A 19282-nucleotide genomic window follows, 5' to 3' on the forward strand; every position below is an offset into this window, starting at 1 on the left:
CATCCACGATGTAAAAACGACATCGACATGAAACTGTCATCCAGTACGCCTAGATTGGCTCAGGTATTGCTGACCTAGACCAACACCACCGCAAACGTCGATAAAAAACGCAGCGTTGAAAACGCCCAAAGGAGCTTCGGATGAAACAGCTTTTCCTGGCATCACTGTTAGGCTCGACCATTGCCATGTGCACCGCCGCCATGGCAGCTGATACCGATTTGAAAACCTTGGAAGCCGCCGCGAAAGCGGAAGGCGCCGTCAACAGCGTCGGCATGCCCGATGACTGGGCCAACTGGAAAGGCACCTGGGATGACCTGGCCAAGACCTACGGCCTCAAGCACATCGACACAGACATGAGTTCGGCCCAGGAAATCGCCAAGTTCGCCGCCGAAAAAGACAATGCCAGCGCTGATATCGGTGATGTCGGCGCCGCCTTCGGCCCGATTGCGGTGAAACAGGGTGTGACCCAACCTTACAAACCCACCACCTGGGACCAAGTCCCGGATTGGGCGAAAGACAAAGACGGCAACTGGGCACTGGCCTACACCGGTACCATCGCCTTCATCGTCAACAAGAAGCTGCTGCACGGCTCCGAAGCCCCCAAAAGCTGGGCTGACCTGAAGACCGGTAAATACAAGGTTTCCATTGGTGACGTCAGCACCGCCGCACAGGCCGCCAACGGCGTATTGGCTGCAGCCCTGGCCAACGGTGGCGACGAAAAGAACATCCAGCCTGCGCTGCTGATGTTCGCTGAGATCGCCAAGCAGGGTCGCCTGTCGCTGGCCAACCCGACCATCGCCACCATGGAAAAAGGTGAAGTGGAAGTCGGCGTGGTCTGGGACTTCAACGGCTTGAGCTACAAAGCCAAGATGGCCAACCCGGATGATTACACCGTATTGATCCCATCGGACGGCTCGGTGATTTCCGGCTACACCACCATCATCAACAAATACGCCAAGCACCCGAACGCCGCCAAGCTGACTCGCGAATACATCTTCAGCGATGCCGGCCAGACCAACCTGGCGCGCGGCAACGCACGTCCGATCCGTGCAGAGCACCTGACCCTGCCCGCCGAGGTTCAGGCCAAGTTGCTGCCGAACGAGCAGTACAAAAAAGTCACGCCGATCAAAGACGCCGATGCGTGGGAGAAGACTTCCAAGGCACTGCCGCAGAAGTGGCAGGAAGAAGTCATCATCAATATGCAGTAAGGCTTCAGCCCACATTGGATGTCCACCGGAGATCCAATGTGGGAGGGGCTTGCGTGGAAGGGGGCTGGCTCCCGATAGCGGTGTGTCATTGAACACCCACACTGGCTGATCCTCCGCTATCGGGAGCCAGCCCCCTCCCGCACGTTTATCCCGTTTTACAGGCATACCCATCCAAGCCCATCGGAGCTCCAGTCCCTATGAAGCACAACGTCATCCTTGTGGTGCTTGATGGCCTGAACTACGAGGTTGCCCGACATGCCATGGGGCACCTCCAGGCCTACATCGGCGCAGGACGCGCAGCGCTCTACAAACTGGAATGTGAATTACCGTCGCTCTCGCGGCCCCTGTATGAATGCATCCTCACCGGCGTACCACCGGTCGACAGCGGCGTCGTGCACAACAACGTTTCACGCCTGTCCAATCAACGCAGCATTTTCCATTACGCCACTGACGCCGGGCTCACCACAGCGGCGGCGGCTTACCATTGGGTCAGCGAGTTGTATAACCGCACGCCCTTCGTCGCCTCCCGTGATCGTCATACCGACGACAAGGCGCTGGCGATCCAGCACGGGCATTTCTACTGGAATGACCACTACCCCGATTCCCACCTGTTTGCCGACGCGGAAAGCCTGCGCTGCAAGCACACACCGAATTTCCTGGTGGTGCACCCGATGAACATTGATGACGCTGGCCACAAACACGGCCTCGACACCGCGCAGTACCGCAACAGCGCACGCACGGCCGACATTATCCTCGCCGATTACCTGCAAGGCTGGCTCGACGCCGGCTACCAGGTGCTGGTGACTGCCGACCACGGCATGAACAACGATCGCTCACACAACGGCCTGCTGCCGGAAGAACGGGAAGTGCCGCTGTTCGTACTGGGTTCGGCCTTCAATTTCAGCCCCACTGCGCGCCCGAGGCAAACCGAACTGTGCGGCACCGTCTGCGAACTGCTCGGCGTGCCCCACGACAAACCTGTATGCCGGGAGCTGCTGAAGTGAACGCCCTGACACGCGGCAAATGGCTGGCGATCCTGTGCCTGATGCCGTTTGCACTGTTCTTCATCGTGTTTGAAATCGCACCGCTGGTGTGGGTAATGATCAATAGCCTGCAGTCGGAGGAGTTCGGCTGGGGCCTGGCCAACTTCAGCAAAATCTTCAGTTCGAAGTTCTACCTGCAGGCCATCCAGTACAGCCTGGAGATCAGCTTCTACTCCAGCGTGTTCGGGATCATCATTTCGGTGCTTGGCAGCTATTCGTTGCGCCGCGTGGACTCGCCCCTGCGCAACTTCGTGACGGCGTTCGCCAACATGACGAGCAACTTTGCCGGCGTGCCCCTGGCCTTCGCGTTCATCATCCTGCTGGGTTTCAACGGCAGCATCACGATCATGCTCAAGCAGGCCGGGATCATTCAGGACTTCAACCTGTACTCCAAGACCGGCCTGATCATTCTCTATACCTACTTCCAGATTCCGCTGGGCGTGCTGCTGCTCTACCCGGCCTTCGATGCATTACGTGAAGACTGGCGCGAATCGGCCTCGCTGCTCGGCGCCAGCGGCTGGCAGTTCTGGCGGCACATCGGCCTGCCGGTACTCACCCCGGCGCTGCTGGGCACCTTCGTGATCCTGCTGGCCAACGCCCTCGGCGCCTATGCCACGGTGTACGCACTGACCACCGGCAACTTCAACGTGCTGCCGATTCGTATCGCAGCGATGGTTTCCGGCGACATCTCCCTGGACCCCAACATGGCCAGCGCCCTGGCCGTGGTGCTGGTGGCGCTGATGACCGTAGTCACCGTGGTCCATCAATTGCTGCTCAAGAGGAGCTACCATGTCTCGCGCTGAAGCCGGCCCGGCCTCTCTCTACCATCGGGTCGTGGTGTACCTGCTGTTTGCGATCCTGGTGCTGCCGCTGGTGGGCACCTTTGTCTACTCCATCGCCAGCAGTTGGTCGGCGACGATCCTGCCCGCCGGGTTTACCGTGAAATGGTATGTGCAACTGTGGAGCGACCCGCGTTTCCTGGCGGCCTTCGGCCAGTCGTTGTTGGTGTGCGTGGGCGCGCTGATCCTGTCGGTGGTGCTGATTCTACCGCTGCTGTTCGTGGTGCATTACCACTTCCCCAAGCTCGACGCATTGATGAACATCCTGATCCTGCTGCCCTTCGCGGTGCCACCGGTGGTGTCCTCGGTGGGTTTGCTGCAACTCTACGGCTCGGGACCGATGGCGATGGTGGGCACGCCGTGGATCCTGATCGGTTGCTACTTCACCGTGGCGCTGCCTTTCATGTATCGGGCGATCACCAACAACCTGCAAGCCATCAACCTGCGTGACCTGATGGACGCCTCCCAACTGCTCGGCGCCAGCACCTGGCAGGCGGCAATCCTGGTGGTGCTGCCGAACCTGCGCAAAGGCCTGATGGTGGCGTTGCTGCTGTCGTTCTCATTCCTGTTCGGTGAGTTCGTGTTCGCCAATATCCTGGTGGGCACCCGCTACGAGACCCTGCAGGTGTACCTGAACAACATGCGCAACAGCAGCGGTCACTTCACCAGCGCCGTCGTCATTTCCTATTTCTTCTTTGTGCTGGTGCTGACCTGGGCCGCCAATATCTTGAACAAGGACAAAAGCCAATGAGCTTCGTCAGCGTCCAACATCTGCAAAAAGGCTACGCCGGCACTCCGGTGTTCAGTGACATCAACTGCGAGATCGCCAAGGGCGAGTTCGTCACCCTGCTCGGCCCGTCCGGTTGCGGCAAATCGACCTTGCTGCGCTGCATCGCCGGGCTGACCTCAGTGGACAGTGGGAAAATCCTGCTGGACGGACAGGACATCGTCCCGCTGAGCCCGCAGAAGCGAAACATCGGCATGGTGTTCCAAAGCTATGCGCTGTTTCCCAACATGACCGTGGAACAGAACGTCGCCTTCGGCCTGCGCATGCAAAAGGTCAACGCCGATGACAGCCACAAGCGTGTGCAGGAAGTGCTGCAACTGGTGGAACTCAAGGACCTCGCCAGCCGCTACCCGCACCAGATGTCCGGCGGGCAATGCCAGCGTGTGGCCCTGGCTCGCTCCCTGGTGACCCGCCCGCGCCTGTTGCTGCTGGACGAACCACTGTCGGCACTGGATGCACGGATTCGCAAGCACCTGCGCGAGCAGATCCGTCAGATCCAGCGCGAACTGGGCCTGACCACGATCTTCGTGACCCATGACCAGGAAGAAGCACTGACCATGTCGGACCGCATCTTTCTGATGAACCAGGGCAAGATCGTGCAAAGTGGCGACGCCGAAACCCTCTACACCGCACCGGTGGACGTATTCGCCGCCGGCTTTATCGGCAACTACAACCTGCTCGACGCCGACAAGGCCAGCCAGCTGCTGCAACGCCCGATCAAAGGGCGCATCGCGATTCGCCCCGAAGCCATCGAACTGAGCCGCAGCGGCGAGCTGGACGCCATGGTGCGCAGCCACAGCCTGTTGGGCAACGTGATTCGCTATCGCATTGAAGCGCGTGGCGTGGAGCTGGTTGTGGACGTACTCAACCGCTCGGCCGACGACCTGCACCCGGACGGGCAACGCCTGGCACTTTCCATCGACCCCAGTGCGTTGTGTGAAGTAGCCTGATGCAACGATTTACCTGAGAGAGTGTAACGGATGGCATTGGTAATTTTTGATCTGGACGACACCTTGATCCACGGCGACTGCGCCACCCTATGGAGCGAACAGATGGGCCGCCTGGGCTGGGTCGACCCTGAGCCCTTCATGCGCAAGAACAACGAACTGATGGACGCCTATAGCCAGGGCAAGCTGTTGATGGAAGATTTCATGAAATTCAGCCTGGAGCCGATGATCGGCCGCACGCCGGAAGAAATCGAGCATCTGGTGGAGCCGTGGGTCGAAGACGTGATCGAACCGCTGATCTACAGCGATGCCACCAAGACCATCGCCCGCCACCGCGCGCAAGGCGACCGGATTCTGGTGATTTCGGCATCGGGCACACATCTGGTGAGGCCGATTGCGGCCCGCATCGGTATCGATGAAGTGCTGGGGATCGATCTGGACATCAGCCATGGCGTGTACAGCGGCCAGACCGTGGGTGTGCTGACCTATCGCGAAGGCAAGATCACACGCTTGCTGGCCTGGCTGGAACAGACAGGCGAAACATTGGAGGGCGCGTACTTCTACTCGGATTCGCGCAATGATCTGCCGTTGTTGAGCAAGGTCGAGTTCCCGCAGGCGGTCAATCCCGACCCGGTGCTGCGGGCCCATGCCGAACAGGCAGGCTGGCCGATCCATCATTGGATCTGATGGCGGGTTTTCTGGATTAAAAACCCATCACCTGTGAGCGCATTCCAATTGGGGCCTGATTTTCATCAACCCGGGACAAACGCTCGAAAACGTCGCTATTGAGTCGTACAAATGCGAACTTGGCCTACGTTACGGGTAGGACCGGGCCCCTATAACCACGCCACATGACCTCCAACGCCTTGCAATGCTTTCACAGTGCCTCCATAGTGAGTCCGGACTGAGCCCGTAGCAGTAGCGCCGGGCTTTTTGCATTATGCGACCGGCCCATATGGAACCGGCGACTTCAAAGACGGCCTAATATGCGTTATCAATTGCCCCCGCGTCGAATCAGCATGAAGCATTTGTTCCCCAGCACCGCCCTCGCTTTTTTCATTGGTCTCGGCTTCGCGTCGATGTCGACCAATACGTTCGCAGCCAACAGCTGGGACAATCTTCAGCCTGATCGCGATGAGGTGATTGCCAGCCTTAACGTCGTCGAGTTGCTCAAGCGCCATCACTACAGCAAGCCGCCGTTGGATGACGCTCGCTCGGTGATCATCTACGACAGCTACCTCAAGCTGCTGGATCCATCGCGCAGCTACTTCCTGGCCAGCGATATCGCTGAGTTCGACAAGTGGAAGACGCAGTTCGACGACTTCCTCAAGAGCGGCGACCTGCAGCCCGGCTTTACCATCTACAAGCGTTACCTGGACCGCGTCAAAGCGCGTCTGGACTTCGCCTTGTCAGAGCTGAACAAAGGCATCGACAAGCTCGACTTCACCCAGAAGGAAACCCTTCTGGTGGACCGCAAGGACGCGCCTTGGCTGACCAGCACCGCCGCTCTCGACGACCTGTGGCGCAAACGCGTCAAGGATGAAGTGCTGCGCTTGAAGATCGCCGGGAAAGATCCAAAGGCCATCCAAGAGCTGTTGACCAAGCGCTACAAGAATCAGCTGGCACGTCTGGATCAGACCCGTGCCGAAGATATCTTCCAGGCCTATATCAATACCTTTGCGATGTCCTACGACCCGCACACCAATTATCTGTCGCCGGATAACGCAGAAAACTTTGATATCAACATGAGTCTGTCGCTGGAAGGCATCGGTGCCGTCCTGCAAAGCGACAATGACCAGGTCAAGATCGTGCGTCTGGTGCCGGCAGGCCCGGCGGACAAGACCAAGCAGGTCGCTCCGGCCGACAAGATCATCGGCGTGGCCCAGGCCGACAAGGAGATGGTCGACGTGGTCGGCTGGCGCCTGGACGAAGTGGTGAAACTGATCCGTGGGCCGAAAGGCAGCGTGGTGCGCCTGGAAGTAATTCCGCACACCAATGCACCGAACGATCAGACCAGCAAGATTGTGTCGATCACCCGTGAAGCGGTGAAGCTCGAAGACCAGGCCGTACAGAAGAAAATCCTCAAGCTCAAGCAGGATGGCAAGGATTACAAGCTGGGTGTGATTGAAATCCCGGCCTTCTACCTGGACTTCAAAGCTTTTCGAGCTGGCGATCCGGACTACAAGAGCACCACCCGCGACGTTAAGAAAATCCTGACGGAACTGCAGAAAGATAAAGTCGACGGCGTGGTCATCGACCTGCGCAACAACGGCGGCGGTTCTCTGCAGGAAGCGACCGAGCTGACCAGCCTGTTCATCGACAAAGGCCCGACCGTGTTGGTACGCAACGCCGATGGCCGTGTCGACGTACTGGAAGACGAGAACCCGGGTGCCTTCTACAAAGGACCGATGGCGTTGTTGGTCAACCGTCTTTCGGCGTCGGCTTCGGAGATTTTCGCCGGCGCCATGCAGGACTACCACCGCGCGATGATCATTGGCGGCCAGACCTTCGGTAAAGGCACCGTGCAGACTATCCAGCCGCTGAACCATGGCGAGCTCAAGCTGACGCTGGCCAAGTTCTACCGTGTTTCCGGGCAAAGCACCCAGCATCAGGGCGTGCTGCCGGATATCGATTTCCCGTCGATTATCGACACCAAGGAAATCGGCGAGAGCGCCCTGCCCGAAGCCATGCCGTGGGACACCATCCGCCCTGCCATCAAGCCGGCGTCGGACCCGTTCAAACCGTACCTGGCGCAGTTGAAGGCTGACCATGATGCTCGTTCCGCCAAGGATGCCGAGTTCGTGTTCATTCGCGACAAGCTGGCTCTGGCCAAGAAGCTGATGGAAGAAAAAACCGTCAGCCTCAACGAAGCGGATCGTCGTGCGCAGCACACCGACATCGAGAATCAGCAACTTGCACTGGAAAACGCCCGCCGCAAGGCCAAAGGCGAAGACCCGCTCAAGGAACTGAAGAAAGAAGATGAAGATGCACTGCCGGCCGAAGCGGAAAAAACCAAACCGGAAGACGATGCTTATCTGGCCGAAACCGGCAGGATCCTGCTGGATTACCTCAAGCTCAGCAAGCAGGTAGCCAAGCAGTAAATGATAGCGATTTAATATGATCACTCCCTAGAGTGTCATCATATAGACATCATTCTGTCGTGAAATAAAGGACCGCAGGCTCAGCCTGCGGTCCTTTTTTTTCGATCGAGATCGCCATGACCATGACCGAACAGCTGAATGCATTGGGCTCTATTCTCGCTCATGGCAGTTTGCACAGCTTGTTCCAACCTATCATCTGCCTGTCCGAACGGCGCATCCTCGGTTATGAAGCCCTCAGCCGTGGGCCCTCCAATAGCCCATTGCACTCCCCCGTCGCCCTGTTCTCGGTGGCCAGCCAAGCGGGGCGCCTCAGTGACCTGGAAATGGCCTGCCGCGAAAGTGCATGTCGACGCTTCAGCGAGCAGAAGCTGCCGGGCAAGCTGTTCCTGAATATCTCGCCGGAATCCTTGATGGAAACTGCGCACCAGCCGGGACGTACCCTGCAACTGCTGCGCGACTTCGGCATTCCACCCAGCCAGGTCGTCATCGAACTGACCGAGCAGACCCCTACCAACGACTTCGCCCTCCTGCAAACCGCCCTGCACCATTACCGCCACATGGGCTTCGCCATTGCGCTGGACGACTTGGGCGCCGGGTATTCCAGCCTGCGCCTGTGGTCGGAACTGCGCCCGGACTACGTGAAGATCGACCGGCACTTTATCGACGGCATTCACCAGGACGCACTCAAGCGCGAGTTCGTCGGCTCCATCCTGCAAATCGCCAAGGCGTCCCATGCCCAGGTCATCGCCGAGGGTATTGAACTGCCTGAAGAGCTGGCGGTGTTAACGGAGATGGGCGTCGACCTGGTTCAAGGCTATCTGCTCTGCCGGCCGCAGGAACAACCGCCGCAGGAAGCGCGCTTGATGCTACCCAAGCACGACAGCGCCAATACCGTTCTCAGCGAAGAAGGCAGCGACCTCAGCGCCTTGCTCAATGAACAACCGGCCGTGGATCAGGACACGGCCACTGCCCAGGTGCTGGAGTCCTTTCGCCGCCAGGCCAACTTGAACTCGCTGGCCGTGCTGGACCGGCGCGGCCACCCGGTCGGCATTGTGCATCGACACTCGCTGTCCGATGCGTTGCTCAAGCCCTTCGCTACCGACCTGTTCGCACGAAAGCCCATCAGTCGCTTGATGAGCGATGACTTTCTGGCCGTGGAGTTGAGCCAATCGCTTCAGCAAGTCAGCCGCTTATTGACCAGCCGCGCGCGCCAACGCATTGAAGAAGATTTCATCATTACGCTCAATGGAGATTACTTGGGCCTGGGCCGGGTGATTGATGTGCTCAAGCTCATCACCGAGCTGAAAATCCAACAAGCACGCTACGCCAACCCGCTGACCCTGCTACCGGGCAACGTGCCAATCCAGCAGTGCCTGACGCGGTTGTTGCAGCAACAGCGTGAGTCCGTGATTTGCTACGTGGATATCGACAGCTTCAAGCCGTTCAATGATATCTACGGCTACGGACGCGGGGATGAGGTGCTGCTGTGCCTGGCGCAGTGCCTGAACGACCGGATCGACCCCAGCCGGGACTTCGTCGGACATATTGGCGGTGATGACTTTTTGCTGGTGCTCGGTCCGCAGGATTGGCGCAAGCGGCTCAACCAGTTACTGGATGATTTTCACACCCAGTGCCGACGCTTCTATCGCACCGAACACCTCGAGGCCGGCTGCTTCGTGGCGTTGAACCGCCAGGGCATAAGGCAGGAGTTTGCGTTGCTGTCGTTATCCATCGGCGTGGTGCATCTGTATCCGCAGGCATGTGGGCAACTGGATGCCAGCCAGTTGGCGGAACTGGCCTCCCAGGCCAAACACCATGCCAAGAATGTGGCCGGCTACAGCATCCATGTGATCGACAGCGCGGATATGCTGCCCCAGGCGCTTTAAGCTTCGGCGGATTCCGGGTATTCGTATTCGAACACCCGCACTACCTCCGAGGCGTGCCAGGAGGCTGCGGCCACGCCGTCGGAGGGGCCACTGAACCGTCCCAGGCGCTCCACACACTCAAAGAAACCGGTGCGTGGCAAGCGGCTGGCCCCCTGGCTGATCACCAGGGAGCTGCGCAGTGGCTGCTCGGCCTTGGCATCCAACGCCGCCAGGTGTTCGAGTGCGGCAGCCAAGGTTTGCATGGCGGGTGTAGGAAACTGCAGGCGCTCCAACAGCGCGCGGTAAGTCAGCAGGTGGCGCTGGCGGCGCGCCTGGTCCAGCTCGTTGAGTAATCCATCCCAGTGTTGACGGCTGATACGTAGGCTCAAGATTCATCCCTCCAACCTGCAACGCCCAATTCCCAGGCCAGGCTGCGGCGGATAGCGGCATCCGGCTGGCGCTCACCACTTTCAATCAATCCAAGGTACGAAGGGCTGATACCCACCGTGCGGGCCAGGGCTTCGATGGCCAGGCCCTTGCCCTCACGCAAGCCACGCAGCTCGGCGAGCGCGCGCAACGCGTGATCGGGAGCCACCTGGGCGGCAGAAGACAGAGTCGGAGCGGGTTGTTGCTGGCCGGCAGCTTTAAGCAGCGCCTGGTACTGGTCCCATGGCAACACCGCGTATTCGGGTTCGCCATCGCGTGAAATGATCTGAATATCCATGACTGCCCCGTAGGATAACAACACTTACTAAGTAAGTTCTTTCCTTAGAAGTGTAATCCTAACAGCCACAAAGTCGCAGAGGGATATAAACGCCGTCAGTTTTTTTGCGGGTTCTCCTGGGCCAGCAGCGAAGGCGTCGCCGGCAGGCGCTCAACCACCGCCAGCTTTTCCGGGCGCTGGGCGTCGCGCCAGGCACGAAAAGCGCTGAGTTCGCCGTCCAGGGTCTTCATGATCCATGCCAGCACGGCGATGTCGTCCAGCATGCCGAATACGGGGATAAAATCCGGGATCGCGTCAATCGGGCTCAGGAAGTACATCAGCCCCGCCACCACGGATACGAGTGCCTTCGGGCTGATCGCGCGGTATTCGCCACGCCAGTAGGCCAGGCAGAGGGCCTGGAGCAGCTTGAAATCATCCTTGAGCTTGCCGAGGCGATTGCCCTGGCTTGAGCCCTTGGCAGCCACGGCAAACAGCAACGTGGGCAAGCGACCACGACCGAGCAGGCGCGCGGCCATGGGCAGGAAACGGGTGAAATTGAAGGGTGGTTTCATTCGTCACTCCAGTTCCAGATGACAGAAAAGGTTATCCACACAAATTGTGGATAACCTTGTGAACAGAGCCTTTTTTCATGGCTGAAACCCGCTGTCTACAAGGCTTTCAGTTAGATCGGGCGTTTTTTGCGCACCTAAAAAACCCCAAGATTTCATTGACTTGACGCTGATGTGCGGCTAGCCACGCTCGAGTCTTTCATCAGACTGCGCTGCACAACAGGCGTTCGATCAGATTAACGGCAGGCGTGAGGGTTCGCGTTTCAACAATATGCAGATACAACAACGCCCCGTCAAAGCGGGGCGTTGTATGTTCAGGCGCCGAATTACTTCTTGGCGGCTGGTGCAGCAGGTGCGTCAGGGGCTTCAGCCTTGGCTGGGTCCTTGATGCCCAGCAGCTCCAAGTCGAATACCAGCACGGAGTTGGCTGGAATCGCCGGGCTCGGGCTCTGTGCGCCGTAGGCCAGGTCCGACGGGATGTACAGCTCGACCTTCTCACCCACATGCATCAATTGCAGGCCTTCGACCCAACCCGGGATCACGCCGCTGACCGGCAGGTCAATCGGGCTGCCGCGTTCCACGGAGCTGTCGAAGGTGGTGCCATTGGTGAGCTTGCCGGTGTAGTGAACAGTCACTACGTCGGTCGGCTTAGGCTGAGCACCGTCGGCCTTCTTCACGATCTTGTACTGCAGACCGGAAGCAGTGGTGACAACGCCTTCTTTCTTGGCGTTTTCTTCGAGGAATTTCTTGCCGGCGGCTGCCGACTCTTCACTCATTTTAGTCATGCGTTCTTCAGCACGCTTTTGCAGTGCGGCAAACGCTTCGACCAGTTCGTCGTCTTTCAGCTTCTGTTCTTTCTTGCCGACGGCATCTTCGATACCTTGGGCTACCGCTTTGGAGTCCAGGTCATCCATGCCTTCTTGAGCAAGGCTTTTGCCCATGTTCAGGCCGATACCGTAGGAAGCTTTCTGCGCCGGGGTTTTCAGCTCTACGCTGGTTTGCGAATCACAACCCGCAAGTACCAGGCTAACCAGGGCCACCGCCGCCGCCAACCGATGCTGTTTCATGCTATTTCCTTGTTCATGCGCCAAAAGGGCAATCGAATTAAAGTCGCGAGCTTATCAGGCGGCCACGACCAATGGCTACCGGCATCTGAGCGGGAAACGTCGGATAAGTTCACGTGTTTAAAAGCATTTTCATTCATTATGGGGGTCCGCGAAGGATCGCGGGACCACCTGTAACCGTGCTCATGGCCACTTGCCGCCCCCGTGGGGTGATGGCATAAGAGCGCTACCACTCGACAAGGATAGTTATCTTGCGCATTTTTTCCCGTGCTTTACTCCTGATACTCGTTGCCCTGGGCGTGCTCCTCGCCGTGGTGCTCTATTACACCGCCAATCCCAAGTTGCCGGACTACGTACCCGTGGAGCAGGTGCACTACCAGGACCAATGGAGTGCCGCCGACCGCCAGACCTACTACTTCACGCCCCAGGGCACCCAGGTAAAAGGCCTGCATTACAAGTGGTTCACGGCCCTGGAGTTGCCCTTCTCGGAGCAACGCTTCGCCACGCCGGAATACCTGGCACGCTTTGGTTTTCTGGTCGATCCCAAGCAAGTTCGCACCGCGCAGAATCCCGGCAACCTGCCCGTGGGGTTCGCCCGGCATCAGAACGCCGACAGCAAAGTTGAATACCTGGATATCACCTGCGCCGCCTGTCACACCGGCGAGCTGCACTTCAAAGGCCAGGCCCTGCGTATCGACGGAGGCTCGGCGCAACATGTGTTGCCTTCCAGCGTGCCCACCTTGCGCGGCGGCAGTTTCGGCCAGGCACTGGTGGCCAGCCTTGCCGCCACGTATTACAACCCGTGGAAGTTCGAACGCTTTGCCCGTGAAGTGCTCGGTTTCGATTACGACGACAACAACAAAAAACAGCTGCGTGTGGACTTCAAGCAGTCCCTGGACCAGTTCCTCAAAGTTGCCTGGAACGATACCCACCGTGGCCTCTACCCTACCGAAGAAGGCCCCGGCCGCACCGATGCATTTGGCCGTATTGCCAACGCCAGTTTTGGCGACGCGATTTCGCCGGACAATTACCGCATCGCCAACGCCCCCGTGGACTACCCGCATCTGTGGGATATCTGGACCTTTGACTGGGTGCAATGGAACGGCTCAGCCCAGCAACCCATGGCGCGCAATATCGGCGAAGCCCTCGGCGTCGGCGCTACCCTGAATTTCTTCGACAACGCCGGCCAGCCGCTTCAGGGCGATGCCCGCTACCCCTCCAGCGTTCGCGTGCGTGACCTGAACCTGATTGAAGAGACCCTGCAGCGCCTCAAGCCGCCGACCTGGCCGGAAGACCTGTTCGGTGCCATCGACAAGCCTCTCGCAGCCCAGGGCCGCGTCCTGTTCGCCGAGAACTGCGCCGCCTGCCATGTGCCCGCCGTCAGCCAGGAAAATGGTCGCCCGGTGCAGCAACTGAAAATGCTTGCGGTAGAGTACATCGGCACCGACCCAGGCGCAGCGAGCAACATTGCCGACCACCGTTATGACCTGAGCGCCCTGCACTGGGACCCGGTGGAACTGGCCAAGCTCAATGTCCAACTGCACCCGACACCGACCGAGCCGCTGGACCTGAAAAAAATGTCCGTGGCCCAGGGCCTGGCCTACGTCACCGCCTTCGTCGAAGAGCACGCCTACCGCGCCGCCGGTGTGACCCCGGCCGAACGCCCAGGCCTGGACGGCTTCGGCCTGCCCATCGGCGTGCGTGAACTGCGTGCCTACAAGGCACGTCCGCTGGCCGGCGTCTGGGCCACCCCGCCGTTCCTGCACAACGGTTCGGTGCCGACGATCTACCAACTGCTCTCACCCCAGGACGAGCGCAGTACCACGTTCTATAAAGGCACCTTCAACTACGACCCGCGTCACCTGGGCTTTGAAACCGGCGCGTTCAAGAACGCCTTCCTGTTCGATACCAAAATCACCGGCAATCACAACAGCGGCCATGAGTTCCGCGCCGGCAAACGCGGCAACGGTGTGGTCGGCCGCAGCCTGCAACCACAAGAACGCTGGGCGCTGCTGGAATACCTTAAAGTGCTGGGCGGCCCGCTGGAGCAACAACTGCCATGATGATTCGATCCCAATACAACGAACGCTCCCTGCTCGCTCGTCTCTGGCTGCGCCTGGGCCGTTTTCTCGGCAAAACCCTGTTGTGGCTGATCGGCCTGGGCTTGCTCGGCTGGCTGCTAGCCACCGCGTGGTTCGCCTGGCAGCACAGCGGCCCGGTGTCGCCGGACGAGCAGATCCCCCCCGATGAAGCGGCCATGACCCAGGGCATCATCCAGACGGCGGTACGGATCGTCGACCAGCACCGCGAAGGCACACGCTACCTGCGCGATGCCCACGCCAAGGCCCACGGCTGCGTGAAGGCCGAAGTCAGCGTGCTGGCGGACCTCGACCCGGCCTTGCGCCAGGGCGTGTTCGCCGAGCCGGGCAAGACCTGGCAGGCGCAGATGCGGCTGTCCAACGGCAATGCCTATCCGCAGTTCGACAGCATTCGCGATGCCCGGGGCATGGCGCTCAAGCTGCTGGATGTACCGGGCAAACAGCTGATGGCGGACCAGCAAGCGCGCACGGAGCAAGACTTCGTGATGTTCAGCCATCCGAATTTCTTCGTCAGCAATGTGGCGGAATATGCACAGAACATCGGCGCCCAGGCGGACGGCAAGAAGGTTCTGGCATTCTTCCCGACAGTCGACCCACGCAGCTGGCAAGTACGCCATCTGTTTATCGCCCTGGCGACCTTGGCACCGGCACCGACGAGTCCGACGCAGGCGACCTACTTTTCAGTTTCACCCTACAAATTCGGCGCGGCCAATGCCAAATTCCGTGTCGCACCCGACCCACAAAGCTGCCCGGAATATGTGATACCCAAGCAGAACCAGGACCTGCCGAATTTCCTGCGCAGCGCCTTGAACCAGCAACTGTCTACCGACCGTGTGCCTGCCTGTTTCGTGTTGCAGGTTCAGCGACAAAACCCGCAGAAATTCATGCCGATCGAAGACACCAGCATCGAGTGGAAGGAAAGCGATGCTCCCTATGAAACCGTGGCCAAGGTGCGGATTCCTGCGCAGGACTTCGATACGCCTGCCTTGAATCTTGCCTGCGATAACCAGTCGTTCAACCCCTGGTTCGGGCTGGAGGCACATCGGCCGATTGGAGGGATCAACCGGTTGCGTAAAGCAGTGTATGAGGCGGTCAGCGACTATCGGCATAGTCGTAACCTGTAATCTTCTTTGGGGGGGTACATATCCGTTGCCTCAATAACGGATATGTACACGACAACCCGTAAAGAATACGTATGGATCGCCCTCCCACCATAAAGACTACGTCGTGCCTATTGAGCGTCGAACCCGCACATCCTACCGTCACTTCCTACCCACAACTCCTGTAGGAAGTCATCATGGAAAGCTCAACTCTAGGCATGGTCGTGCTGTCGTTGATTGCGCTCTTCGGTACCGCCGCGTTTTGCTTTGAACACCTTGCCACCCGCGACGAGAAGAAAAAGAAAGCCAAACAAGCTGATCGCTGAAATCAGCAGCCCCCGGGCATCAGGTGATCCCTTTTTTCGTTCGCCCCGCCAACGCCAATCCATATACGCCTCGATGGCGACTCTGCAACAACGCCGGAAGGCAGCCCACCACGCAGCCGTGGCAATTCATCGCCCAATTGCAGATGGGCTGGCGGTTGATGGGCTTGTGAACAGGTGTGCGGCGGCAGAGTACTCGCTCAGCACGGTTTCCAGCCGTTGCCTGCAATGGCTGGCAGCACTCACCTTGCTCACGGCGACGGTTGCTTTCGTATTCCTGAGCCGGAGGGACATTGCGTCGATAGCGGATCAGCAAATCGTTAAATCACTGAGCTGAATTGCAGGCACAAAAAAACCCGCTCGATGAGCGGGCTTCGTGTGGCGACCTGGCGTTCAGTGTTCCAGGTTACCGAATATGGCGCAGCGGACGGGACTCGAACCCGCGACCCCCGGCGTGACAGGCCGGTATTCTAACCGACTGAACTACCGCTGCGCGTAACACATGAAGCGAATGGTGGGTGATGACGGGATCGAACCGCCGACCCTCTGCTTGTAAGGCAGATGCTCTCCCAGCTGAGCTAATCACCCTTCGTTTCGGTGTGGGCGCATCATACACCAAAAAATCGTAATGTCTTGATTTAAATGCAATTTATTTAAAAAAAGTTTATCCCACGATTTTTTGCCATATTTTGGACAGAAAAAAGCCCGCTCAATGAGCGGGCTTTTTCTGGTGACCTGGCGTTCAGTGTTCCAGGTTACCGAATATGGCGCAGCGGACGGGACTCGAACCCGCGACCCCCGGCGTGACAGGCCGGTATTCTAACCGACTGAACTACCGCTGCGCGTAACACTTGAAGCGAATGGTGGGTGATGACGGGATCGAACCGCCGACCCTCTGCTTGTAAGGCAGATGCTCTCCCAGCTGAGCTAATCACCCTTCGTTTCGGTGTGGCGCGCATTCTACGGAGCGACCCAAGGTCTGGCAAGCACTTTCTTAAATCTTTTTTTGAGCCCTTCCAATGGCTTAGGCAGGGTTGGCCTGGGACGCTATCAAGAGAATAATGCCCTCCTTTGTATAAAGGAGAGACTCGCCCCATGTGGTTCAAGAACCTGCTTATCTATCGCCTGACCCAAGATCTGCCTGTTGATGCCGAGGCGTTGGAAGCGGCCATGGCCACCAAACTGGCGCGCCCTTGTGCAAGCCAGGAGTTGACCACTTACGGTTTCGTCGCGCCTTTCGGTAAAGGCGAAGACGCTCCTCTGGTGCACATCAGCGGTGACTTCCTGCTGGTCGCCGCGCGCAAGGAAGAACGCATCCTGCCGGGTAGCGTGGTACGCGACGCAGTCAAAGAGAAAGTCGAAGAAATCGAGGCCGAGCAAATGCGCAAGGTCTATAAGAAGGAACGGGACCAGATCAAGGATGAAATCATCCAGGCCTTCCTGCCGCGCGCCTTTATCCGTCGCTCGTCGACATTCGCCGCTATCGCGCCGAAGCAGGGCCTGATCCTGGTGAACTCGGCAAGCCCCAAGCGCGCCGAAGACCTGCTATCGACCCTGCGTGAAGTGATCGGCACTTTGCCGGTTCGCCCGCTCACCGTTAAAACCGCGCCAACCGCAATCATGACCGACTGGGTCACCACCCAGAAACCGGCCGATGACTTCTTCGTCCTCGACGAATGCGAACTGCGCGACACCCACGAAGATGGTGGCATCGTGCGCTGCAAGCGCCAGGACCTGACCAGCGAAGAAATCCAGCTGCACCTGAGCACCGGCAAAGTCGTGACCCAATTGGCGCTGGCATGGCAGGACAAGCTGTCCTTCATGCTCGACGACAAGATGACGGTCAAGCGCCTGAAGTTCGAAGACCTGCTGCAGGACCAGGCAGAACAGGACGGTGGCGACGAGGCACTGGGGCAACTGGATGCCAGCTTTACCCTGATGATGCTGACGTTTGGCGATTTCCTGCCGGCGTTGGTTGAGGCACTGGGCGGCGAAGAGACTCCGCAGGGCATCTAAGCCCTGTGAAGTTCAAAAAGTGCGAGGGGGCTTGCTCCCGATTGCAACGTGGCCAGCCAATGCCTATCGGCTGAGCCACCGCAATCGGGAGCAAGCCCCTCTCCCATTTGATCGTATTGCAACTCAAAATCTAACAACAAAGGCCCTTCCCTATGCGCGCACTCGCCGCCTTGAGCCGTTTCGTCGGCAATACCTTCGCCTACTGGGTGTTGATATTCGCCGTGCTCGCCTTCCTCGAGCCCAGTTGGTTCATCGGCCTCAAAGGTGCCATCGTCCCGCTGCTGGGCCTGGTGATGTTCGGCATGGGCCTGACCCTCAAACTTGAAGACTTCGCCGAGGTCGCCCGCCATCCCTGGCGCGTGGCTCTGGGCGTGGTTGCGCACTTTGTGATCATGCCGGGTGTGGCCTGGCTCTTGTGCCAGGCCTTCCACCTGCCGCCGGAGATAGCCGTCGGCGTGATCCTGGTCGGCTGCTGCCCAAGCGGCACATCGTCCAACGTAATGACCTGGCTGGCCCGCGGCGACCTGGCGCTGTCGGTGGCCATTGCCGCCGTCACTACACTCCTCGCCCCGCTGCTCACCCCCGCGCTGATCTGGTTACTGGCCTCGGCCTGGTTGCCGGTGTCGTTCATGGAGTTGTTCTGGTCGATCCTGCAAGTGGTGCTGCTGCCCATCGTGCTTGGCGTGGTGGCACAGCGCGTACTGGGCGAACGGGTGCGCCATGCGGTAGAGGTGCTGCCGTTGGTGTCGGTGGTCAGCATCGTGATCATCGTCGCGGCGGTGGTTGCGGCGAGCCAGGCGAAGATCGCCGAATCCGGCCTGCTGATCATGGCCGTGGTGATGTTGCACAACAGCTTCGGTTACCTGTTGGGGTACTTCACCGGACGCTTGTTCAAATTGCCATTGGCGCAGCGCAAATCACTGGCGCTGGAAGTGGGTATGCAGAACTCCGGGCTGGGTGCTGCGTTAGCCAGCGCGCACTTTTCGCCGTTGGCAGCTGTGCCGAGTGCGCTGTTCAGTGTCTGGCACAACATCTCTGGAGCGTTGCTTTCGACTTATTTCCGTCGCATGAGCGAGAAGGAAGACCGCCGCGCATTGGAAACCAAGCCGAAAACTTGATAGCCCAGTCCATTTTCGGCAGTCTATCGAGCTTCGCGGGGACGACCTCGCGACGCGTTAAAGCGCTCAACAAGGGGACGACCCCACCTATAGATGGGAGATCAACATGTCCTGGGTCATTTTATTTTTTGCCGGCTTGTTCGAAGTCGGCTGGGCCGTCGGTTTGAAGTACACCGACGGTTTCAGCAAACCGATGCCTACTGCGCTGACCATTGCCGCCATGGCCTTCAGCCTCGGTTTGCTGGGTTTGGCCATGAAGGAACTGCCGTTGGGCACTGCCTATGCGATCTGGACCGGCGTAGGGGCAGTGGGTACGGTGATTGCCGGGATTATCCTGTTTGGCGAATCCATGGCGTTGTTTCGGCTGGTCAGTGTGGCGCTGATCATCTGCGGGCTCGTCGGGCTCAAGATCAGCGCGTAGGCCACTGCCGTCAGCGCAAACAAGGCCCCTCCCACAGGCTGGAATGCATTCCAACCGTGGGAGGAAGCTTGCTGGTGAG

Annotated in this window: 18 protein-coding genes and 4 tRNA genes; 14 read left to right on the forward strand and 8 right to left on the reverse strand. The window is 59.0% G+C overall.

All coding sequences use genetic code 11. From position 1 onward, the window contains the following. Positions 1–140: 140 nt before the first annotated feature. The 8 genes from EXW71_RS16175 to EXW71_RS16210 all read left to right on the forward strand — a co-directional run bounded on the left by EXW71_RS16175 (position 141) and on the right by EXW71_RS16210 (position 9811). Positions 141–1208, forward strand: coding sequence for an ABC transporter substrate-binding protein (locus tag EXW71_RS16175; protein WP_123714361.1), 1068 nt, complete (start codon positions 141–143; stop codon positions 1206–1208). Between the two features lie 197 nt (positions 1209–1405). Next, positions 1406–2212 carry an alkaline phosphatase family protein gene (locus EXW71_RS16180; RefSeq protein WP_134659994.1) on the forward strand — a complete coding sequence of 269 codons (807 nt, stop codon included), beginning with the start codon at positions 1406–1408 and terminating at the stop codon, positions 2210–2212. Beyond that, positions 2191–3054, forward strand: a complete 864-nt coding sequence (locus EXW71_RS16185) for an ABC transporter permease subunit (RefSeq protein WP_167659657.1) — start codon at positions 2191–2193, stop codon at positions 3052–3054. The genes EXW71_RS16180 and EXW71_RS16185 overlap by 22 nt, the downstream gene beginning before the upstream one ends. Beyond that, positions 3041–3841, forward strand: a complete 801-nt coding sequence (locus EXW71_RS16190; protein WP_123714358.1) for an ABC transporter permease — start codon at positions 3041–3043, stop codon at positions 3839–3841. Before EXW71_RS16185 ends, EXW71_RS16190 begins: the two co-directional genes overlap by 14 nt. Beyond that, complete coding sequence (locus EXW71_RS16195; protein ID WP_134659993.1) at positions 3838–4827, forward strand: ABC transporter ATP-binding protein; 990 nt, start codon at positions 3838–3840, stop codon at positions 4825–4827. Before EXW71_RS16190 ends, EXW71_RS16195 begins: the two co-directional genes overlap by 4 nt. Before the next feature lie 30 nt (positions 4828–4857). Further along, positions 4858–5511, forward strand: coding sequence for an HAD family phosphatase (locus EXW71_RS16200; RefSeq protein WP_134659992.1), 654 nt, complete (start codon positions 4858–4860; stop codon positions 5509–5511). Positions 5512–5843: 332 nt separating this feature from the next. Beyond that, positions 5844–7925: a carboxy terminal-processing peptidase gene (locus EXW71_RS16205; protein WP_248730888.1), complete on the forward strand. Its 2082-nt coding sequence runs from the start codon at positions 5844–5846 to the stop codon at positions 7923–7925. Between the two features lie 116 nt (positions 7926–8041). Next, positions 8042–9811 (forward strand): bifunctional diguanylate cyclase/phosphodiesterase, encoded by a 1770-nt coding sequence (locus tag EXW71_RS16210; RefSeq protein WP_134659990.1) that lies wholly within the window; start codon positions 8042–8044, stop codon positions 9809–9811. Here the strand turns inward: EXW71_RS16210 and EXW71_RS16215 are convergent. From EXW71_RS16215 to EXW71_RS16230, 4 genes are all read right to left on the reverse strand, one after another. Continuing rightward, on the reverse strand, positions 9808–10179 hold the full coding sequence (locus tag EXW71_RS16215; RefSeq protein WP_005786715.1) for a hypothetical protein: 372 nt from the start codon (positions 10177–10179) through the stop codon (positions 9808–9810). The genes EXW71_RS16210 and EXW71_RS16215 overlap by 4 nt on opposite strands. Then, a complete protein-coding gene (locus EXW71_RS16220) occupies positions 10176–10514 on the reverse strand; it encodes a helix-turn-helix domain-containing protein (RefSeq protein WP_134659989.1) in 339 nt (112 codons plus the stop codon). Before EXW71_RS16220 ends, EXW71_RS16215 begins: the two co-directional genes overlap by 4 nt. A 95-nt stretch (positions 10515–10609) precedes the next feature. Continuing rightward, the gene (locus tag EXW71_RS16225) at positions 10610–11065 is read right to left on the reverse strand and encodes a YkvA family protein (protein WP_123714352.1); all 456 of its coding nucleotides are present in this window, start codon (positions 11063–11065) and stop codon (positions 10610–10612) included. 323 nt (positions 11066–11388) lie between these two features. Next, positions 11389–12129, reverse strand: a complete 741-nt coding sequence (locus EXW71_RS16230) for an FKBP-type peptidyl-prolyl cis-trans isomerase (RefSeq protein ID WP_123714351.1) — start codon at positions 12127–12129, stop codon at positions 11389–11391. 248 nt (positions 12130–12377) lie between these two features. Here EXW71_RS16230 and EXW71_RS16235 point away from each other — a divergent pair, with 248 nt between their 5' ends. The 3 genes from EXW71_RS16235 to EXW71_RS29070 all read left to right on the forward strand — a co-directional run bounded on the left by EXW71_RS16235 (position 12378) and on the right by EXW71_RS29070 (position 15651). Continuing rightward, a complete protein-coding gene (locus tag EXW71_RS16235; protein ID WP_134659988.1) occupies positions 12378–14189 on the forward strand; it encodes a di-heme-cytochrome C peroxidase in 1812 nt (603 codons plus the stop codon). Continuing rightward, positions 14186–15349, forward strand: coding sequence for a catalase family protein (locus tag EXW71_RS16240; protein ID WP_134659987.1), 1164 nt, complete (start codon positions 14186–14188; stop codon positions 15347–15349). The genes EXW71_RS16235 and EXW71_RS16240 overlap by 4 nt, the downstream gene beginning before the upstream one ends. Positions 15350–15522: 173 nt before the next feature. Next, positions 15523–15651: a hypothetical protein gene (locus EXW71_RS29070; protein WP_256657100.1), complete on the forward strand. Its 129-nt coding sequence runs from the start codon at positions 15523–15525 to the stop codon at positions 15649–15651. A gap of 413 nt (positions 15652–16064) precedes the next feature. Here EXW71_RS29070 and EXW71_RS16250 read toward each other — a convergent pair. From EXW71_RS16250 to EXW71_RS16265, 4 genes are all read right to left on the reverse strand, one after another. Beyond that, positions 16065–16141 (reverse strand) — tRNA-Asp (locus tag EXW71_RS16250). 19 nt (positions 16142–16160) lie between these two features. Beyond that, a tRNA-Val gene (locus EXW71_RS16255) sits at positions 16161–16236 on the reverse strand. Positions 16237–16413: 177 nt separating this feature from the next. After that, positions 16414–16490, reverse strand: a tRNA-Asp gene (locus EXW71_RS16260). A gap of 19 nt (positions 16491–16509) precedes the next feature. Then, positions 16510–16585: transfer RNA gene (locus tag EXW71_RS16265), tRNA-Val, on the reverse strand. Positions 16586–16743: 158 nt separating this feature from the next. Here EXW71_RS16265 and rdgC point away from each other — a divergent pair. From rdgC to sugE, 3 genes are all read left to right on the forward strand, one after another. Beyond that, positions 16744–17664: a recombination-associated protein RdgC gene (rdgC, locus tag EXW71_RS16270; RefSeq protein ID WP_123716854.1), complete on the forward strand. Its 921-nt coding sequence runs from the start codon at positions 16744–16746 to the stop codon at positions 17662–17664. Between the two features lie 152 nt (positions 17665–17816). Beyond that, on the forward strand, positions 17817–18782 hold the full coding sequence (locus tag EXW71_RS16275; RefSeq protein ID WP_134659985.1) for a bile acid:sodium symporter family protein: 966 nt from the start codon (positions 17817–17819) through the stop codon (positions 18780–18782). A 106-nt stretch (positions 18783–18888) separates the two neighbouring features. Beyond that, positions 18889–19203: a quaternary ammonium compound efflux SMR transporter SugE gene (sugE, locus tag EXW71_RS16280; RefSeq protein WP_123716852.1), complete on the forward strand. Its 315-nt coding sequence runs from the start codon at positions 18889–18891 to the stop codon at positions 19201–19203. Positions 19204–19282: the final 79 nt, after the last annotated feature.

It is taken from the genome of Pseudomonas sp. BCA17 (assembly GCF_004519405.1).
Lineage (GTDB): Bacteria > Pseudomonadota > Gammaproteobacteria > Pseudomonadales > Pseudomonadaceae > Aquipseudomonas.

Coding starts and splice junctions, on each gene's coding strand:
- EXW71_RS16175 (WP_123714361.1), top strand. CDS start 141: ATGAAACAGCTTTTCCTGGCATCACTGTTAGGCTCGACCATTGCCATG.
- EXW71_RS16180 (WP_134659994.1), top strand. CDS start 1,406: ATGAAGCACAACGTCATCCTTGTGGTGCTTGATGGCCTGAACTACGAG.
- EXW71_RS16185 (WP_167659657.1), top strand. CDS start 2,191: ATGCCGGGAGCTGCTGAAGTGAACGCCCTGACACGCGGCAAATGGCTG.
- EXW71_RS16190 (WP_123714358.1), top strand. CDS start 3,041: ATGTCTCGCGCTGAAGCCGGCCCGGCCTCTCTCTACCATCGGGTCGTG.
- EXW71_RS16195 (WP_134659993.1), top strand. CDS start 3,838: ATGAGCTTCGTCAGCGTCCAACATCTGCAAAAAGGCTACGCCGGCACT.
- EXW71_RS16200 (WP_134659992.1), top strand. CDS start 4,858: ATGGCATTGGTAATTTTTGATCTGGACGACACCTTGATCCACGGCGAC.
- EXW71_RS16205 (WP_248730888.1), top strand. CDS start 5,844: ATGAAGCATTTGTTCCCCAGCACCGCCCTCGCTTTTTTCATTGGTCTC.
- EXW71_RS16210 (WP_134659990.1), top strand. CDS start 8,042: ATGACCATGACCGAACAGCTGAATGCATTGGGCTCTATTCTCGCTCAT.
- EXW71_RS16220 (WP_134659989.1), bottom strand. CDS start 10,514: ATGGATATTCAGATCATTTCACGCGATGGCGAACCCGAATACGCGGTG.
- EXW71_RS16225 (WP_123714352.1), bottom strand. CDS start 11,065: ATGAAACCACCCTTCAATTTCACCCGTTTCCTGCCCATGGCCGCGCGC.
- EXW71_RS16230 (WP_123714351.1), bottom strand. CDS start 12,129: ATGAAACAGCATCGGTTGGCGGCGGCGGTGGCCCTGGTTAGCCTGGTA.
- EXW71_RS16240 (WP_134659987.1), top strand. CDS start 14,186: ATGATGATTCGATCCCAATACAACGAACGCTCCCTGCTCGCTCGTCTC.
- EXW71_RS29070 (WP_256657100.1), top strand. CDS start 15,523: ATGGAAAGCTCAACTCTAGGCATGGTCGTGCTGTCGTTGATTGCGCTC.
- rdgC (WP_123716854.1), top strand. CDS start 16,744: ATGTGGTTCAAGAACCTGCTTATCTATCGCCTGACCCAAGATCTGCCT.
- EXW71_RS16275 (WP_134659985.1), top strand. CDS start 17,817: ATGCGCGCACTCGCCGCCTTGAGCCGTTTCGTCGGCAATACCTTCGCC.
- sugE (WP_123716852.1), top strand. CDS start 18,889: ATGTCCTGGGTCATTTTATTTTTTGCCGGCTTGTTCGAAGTCGGCTGG.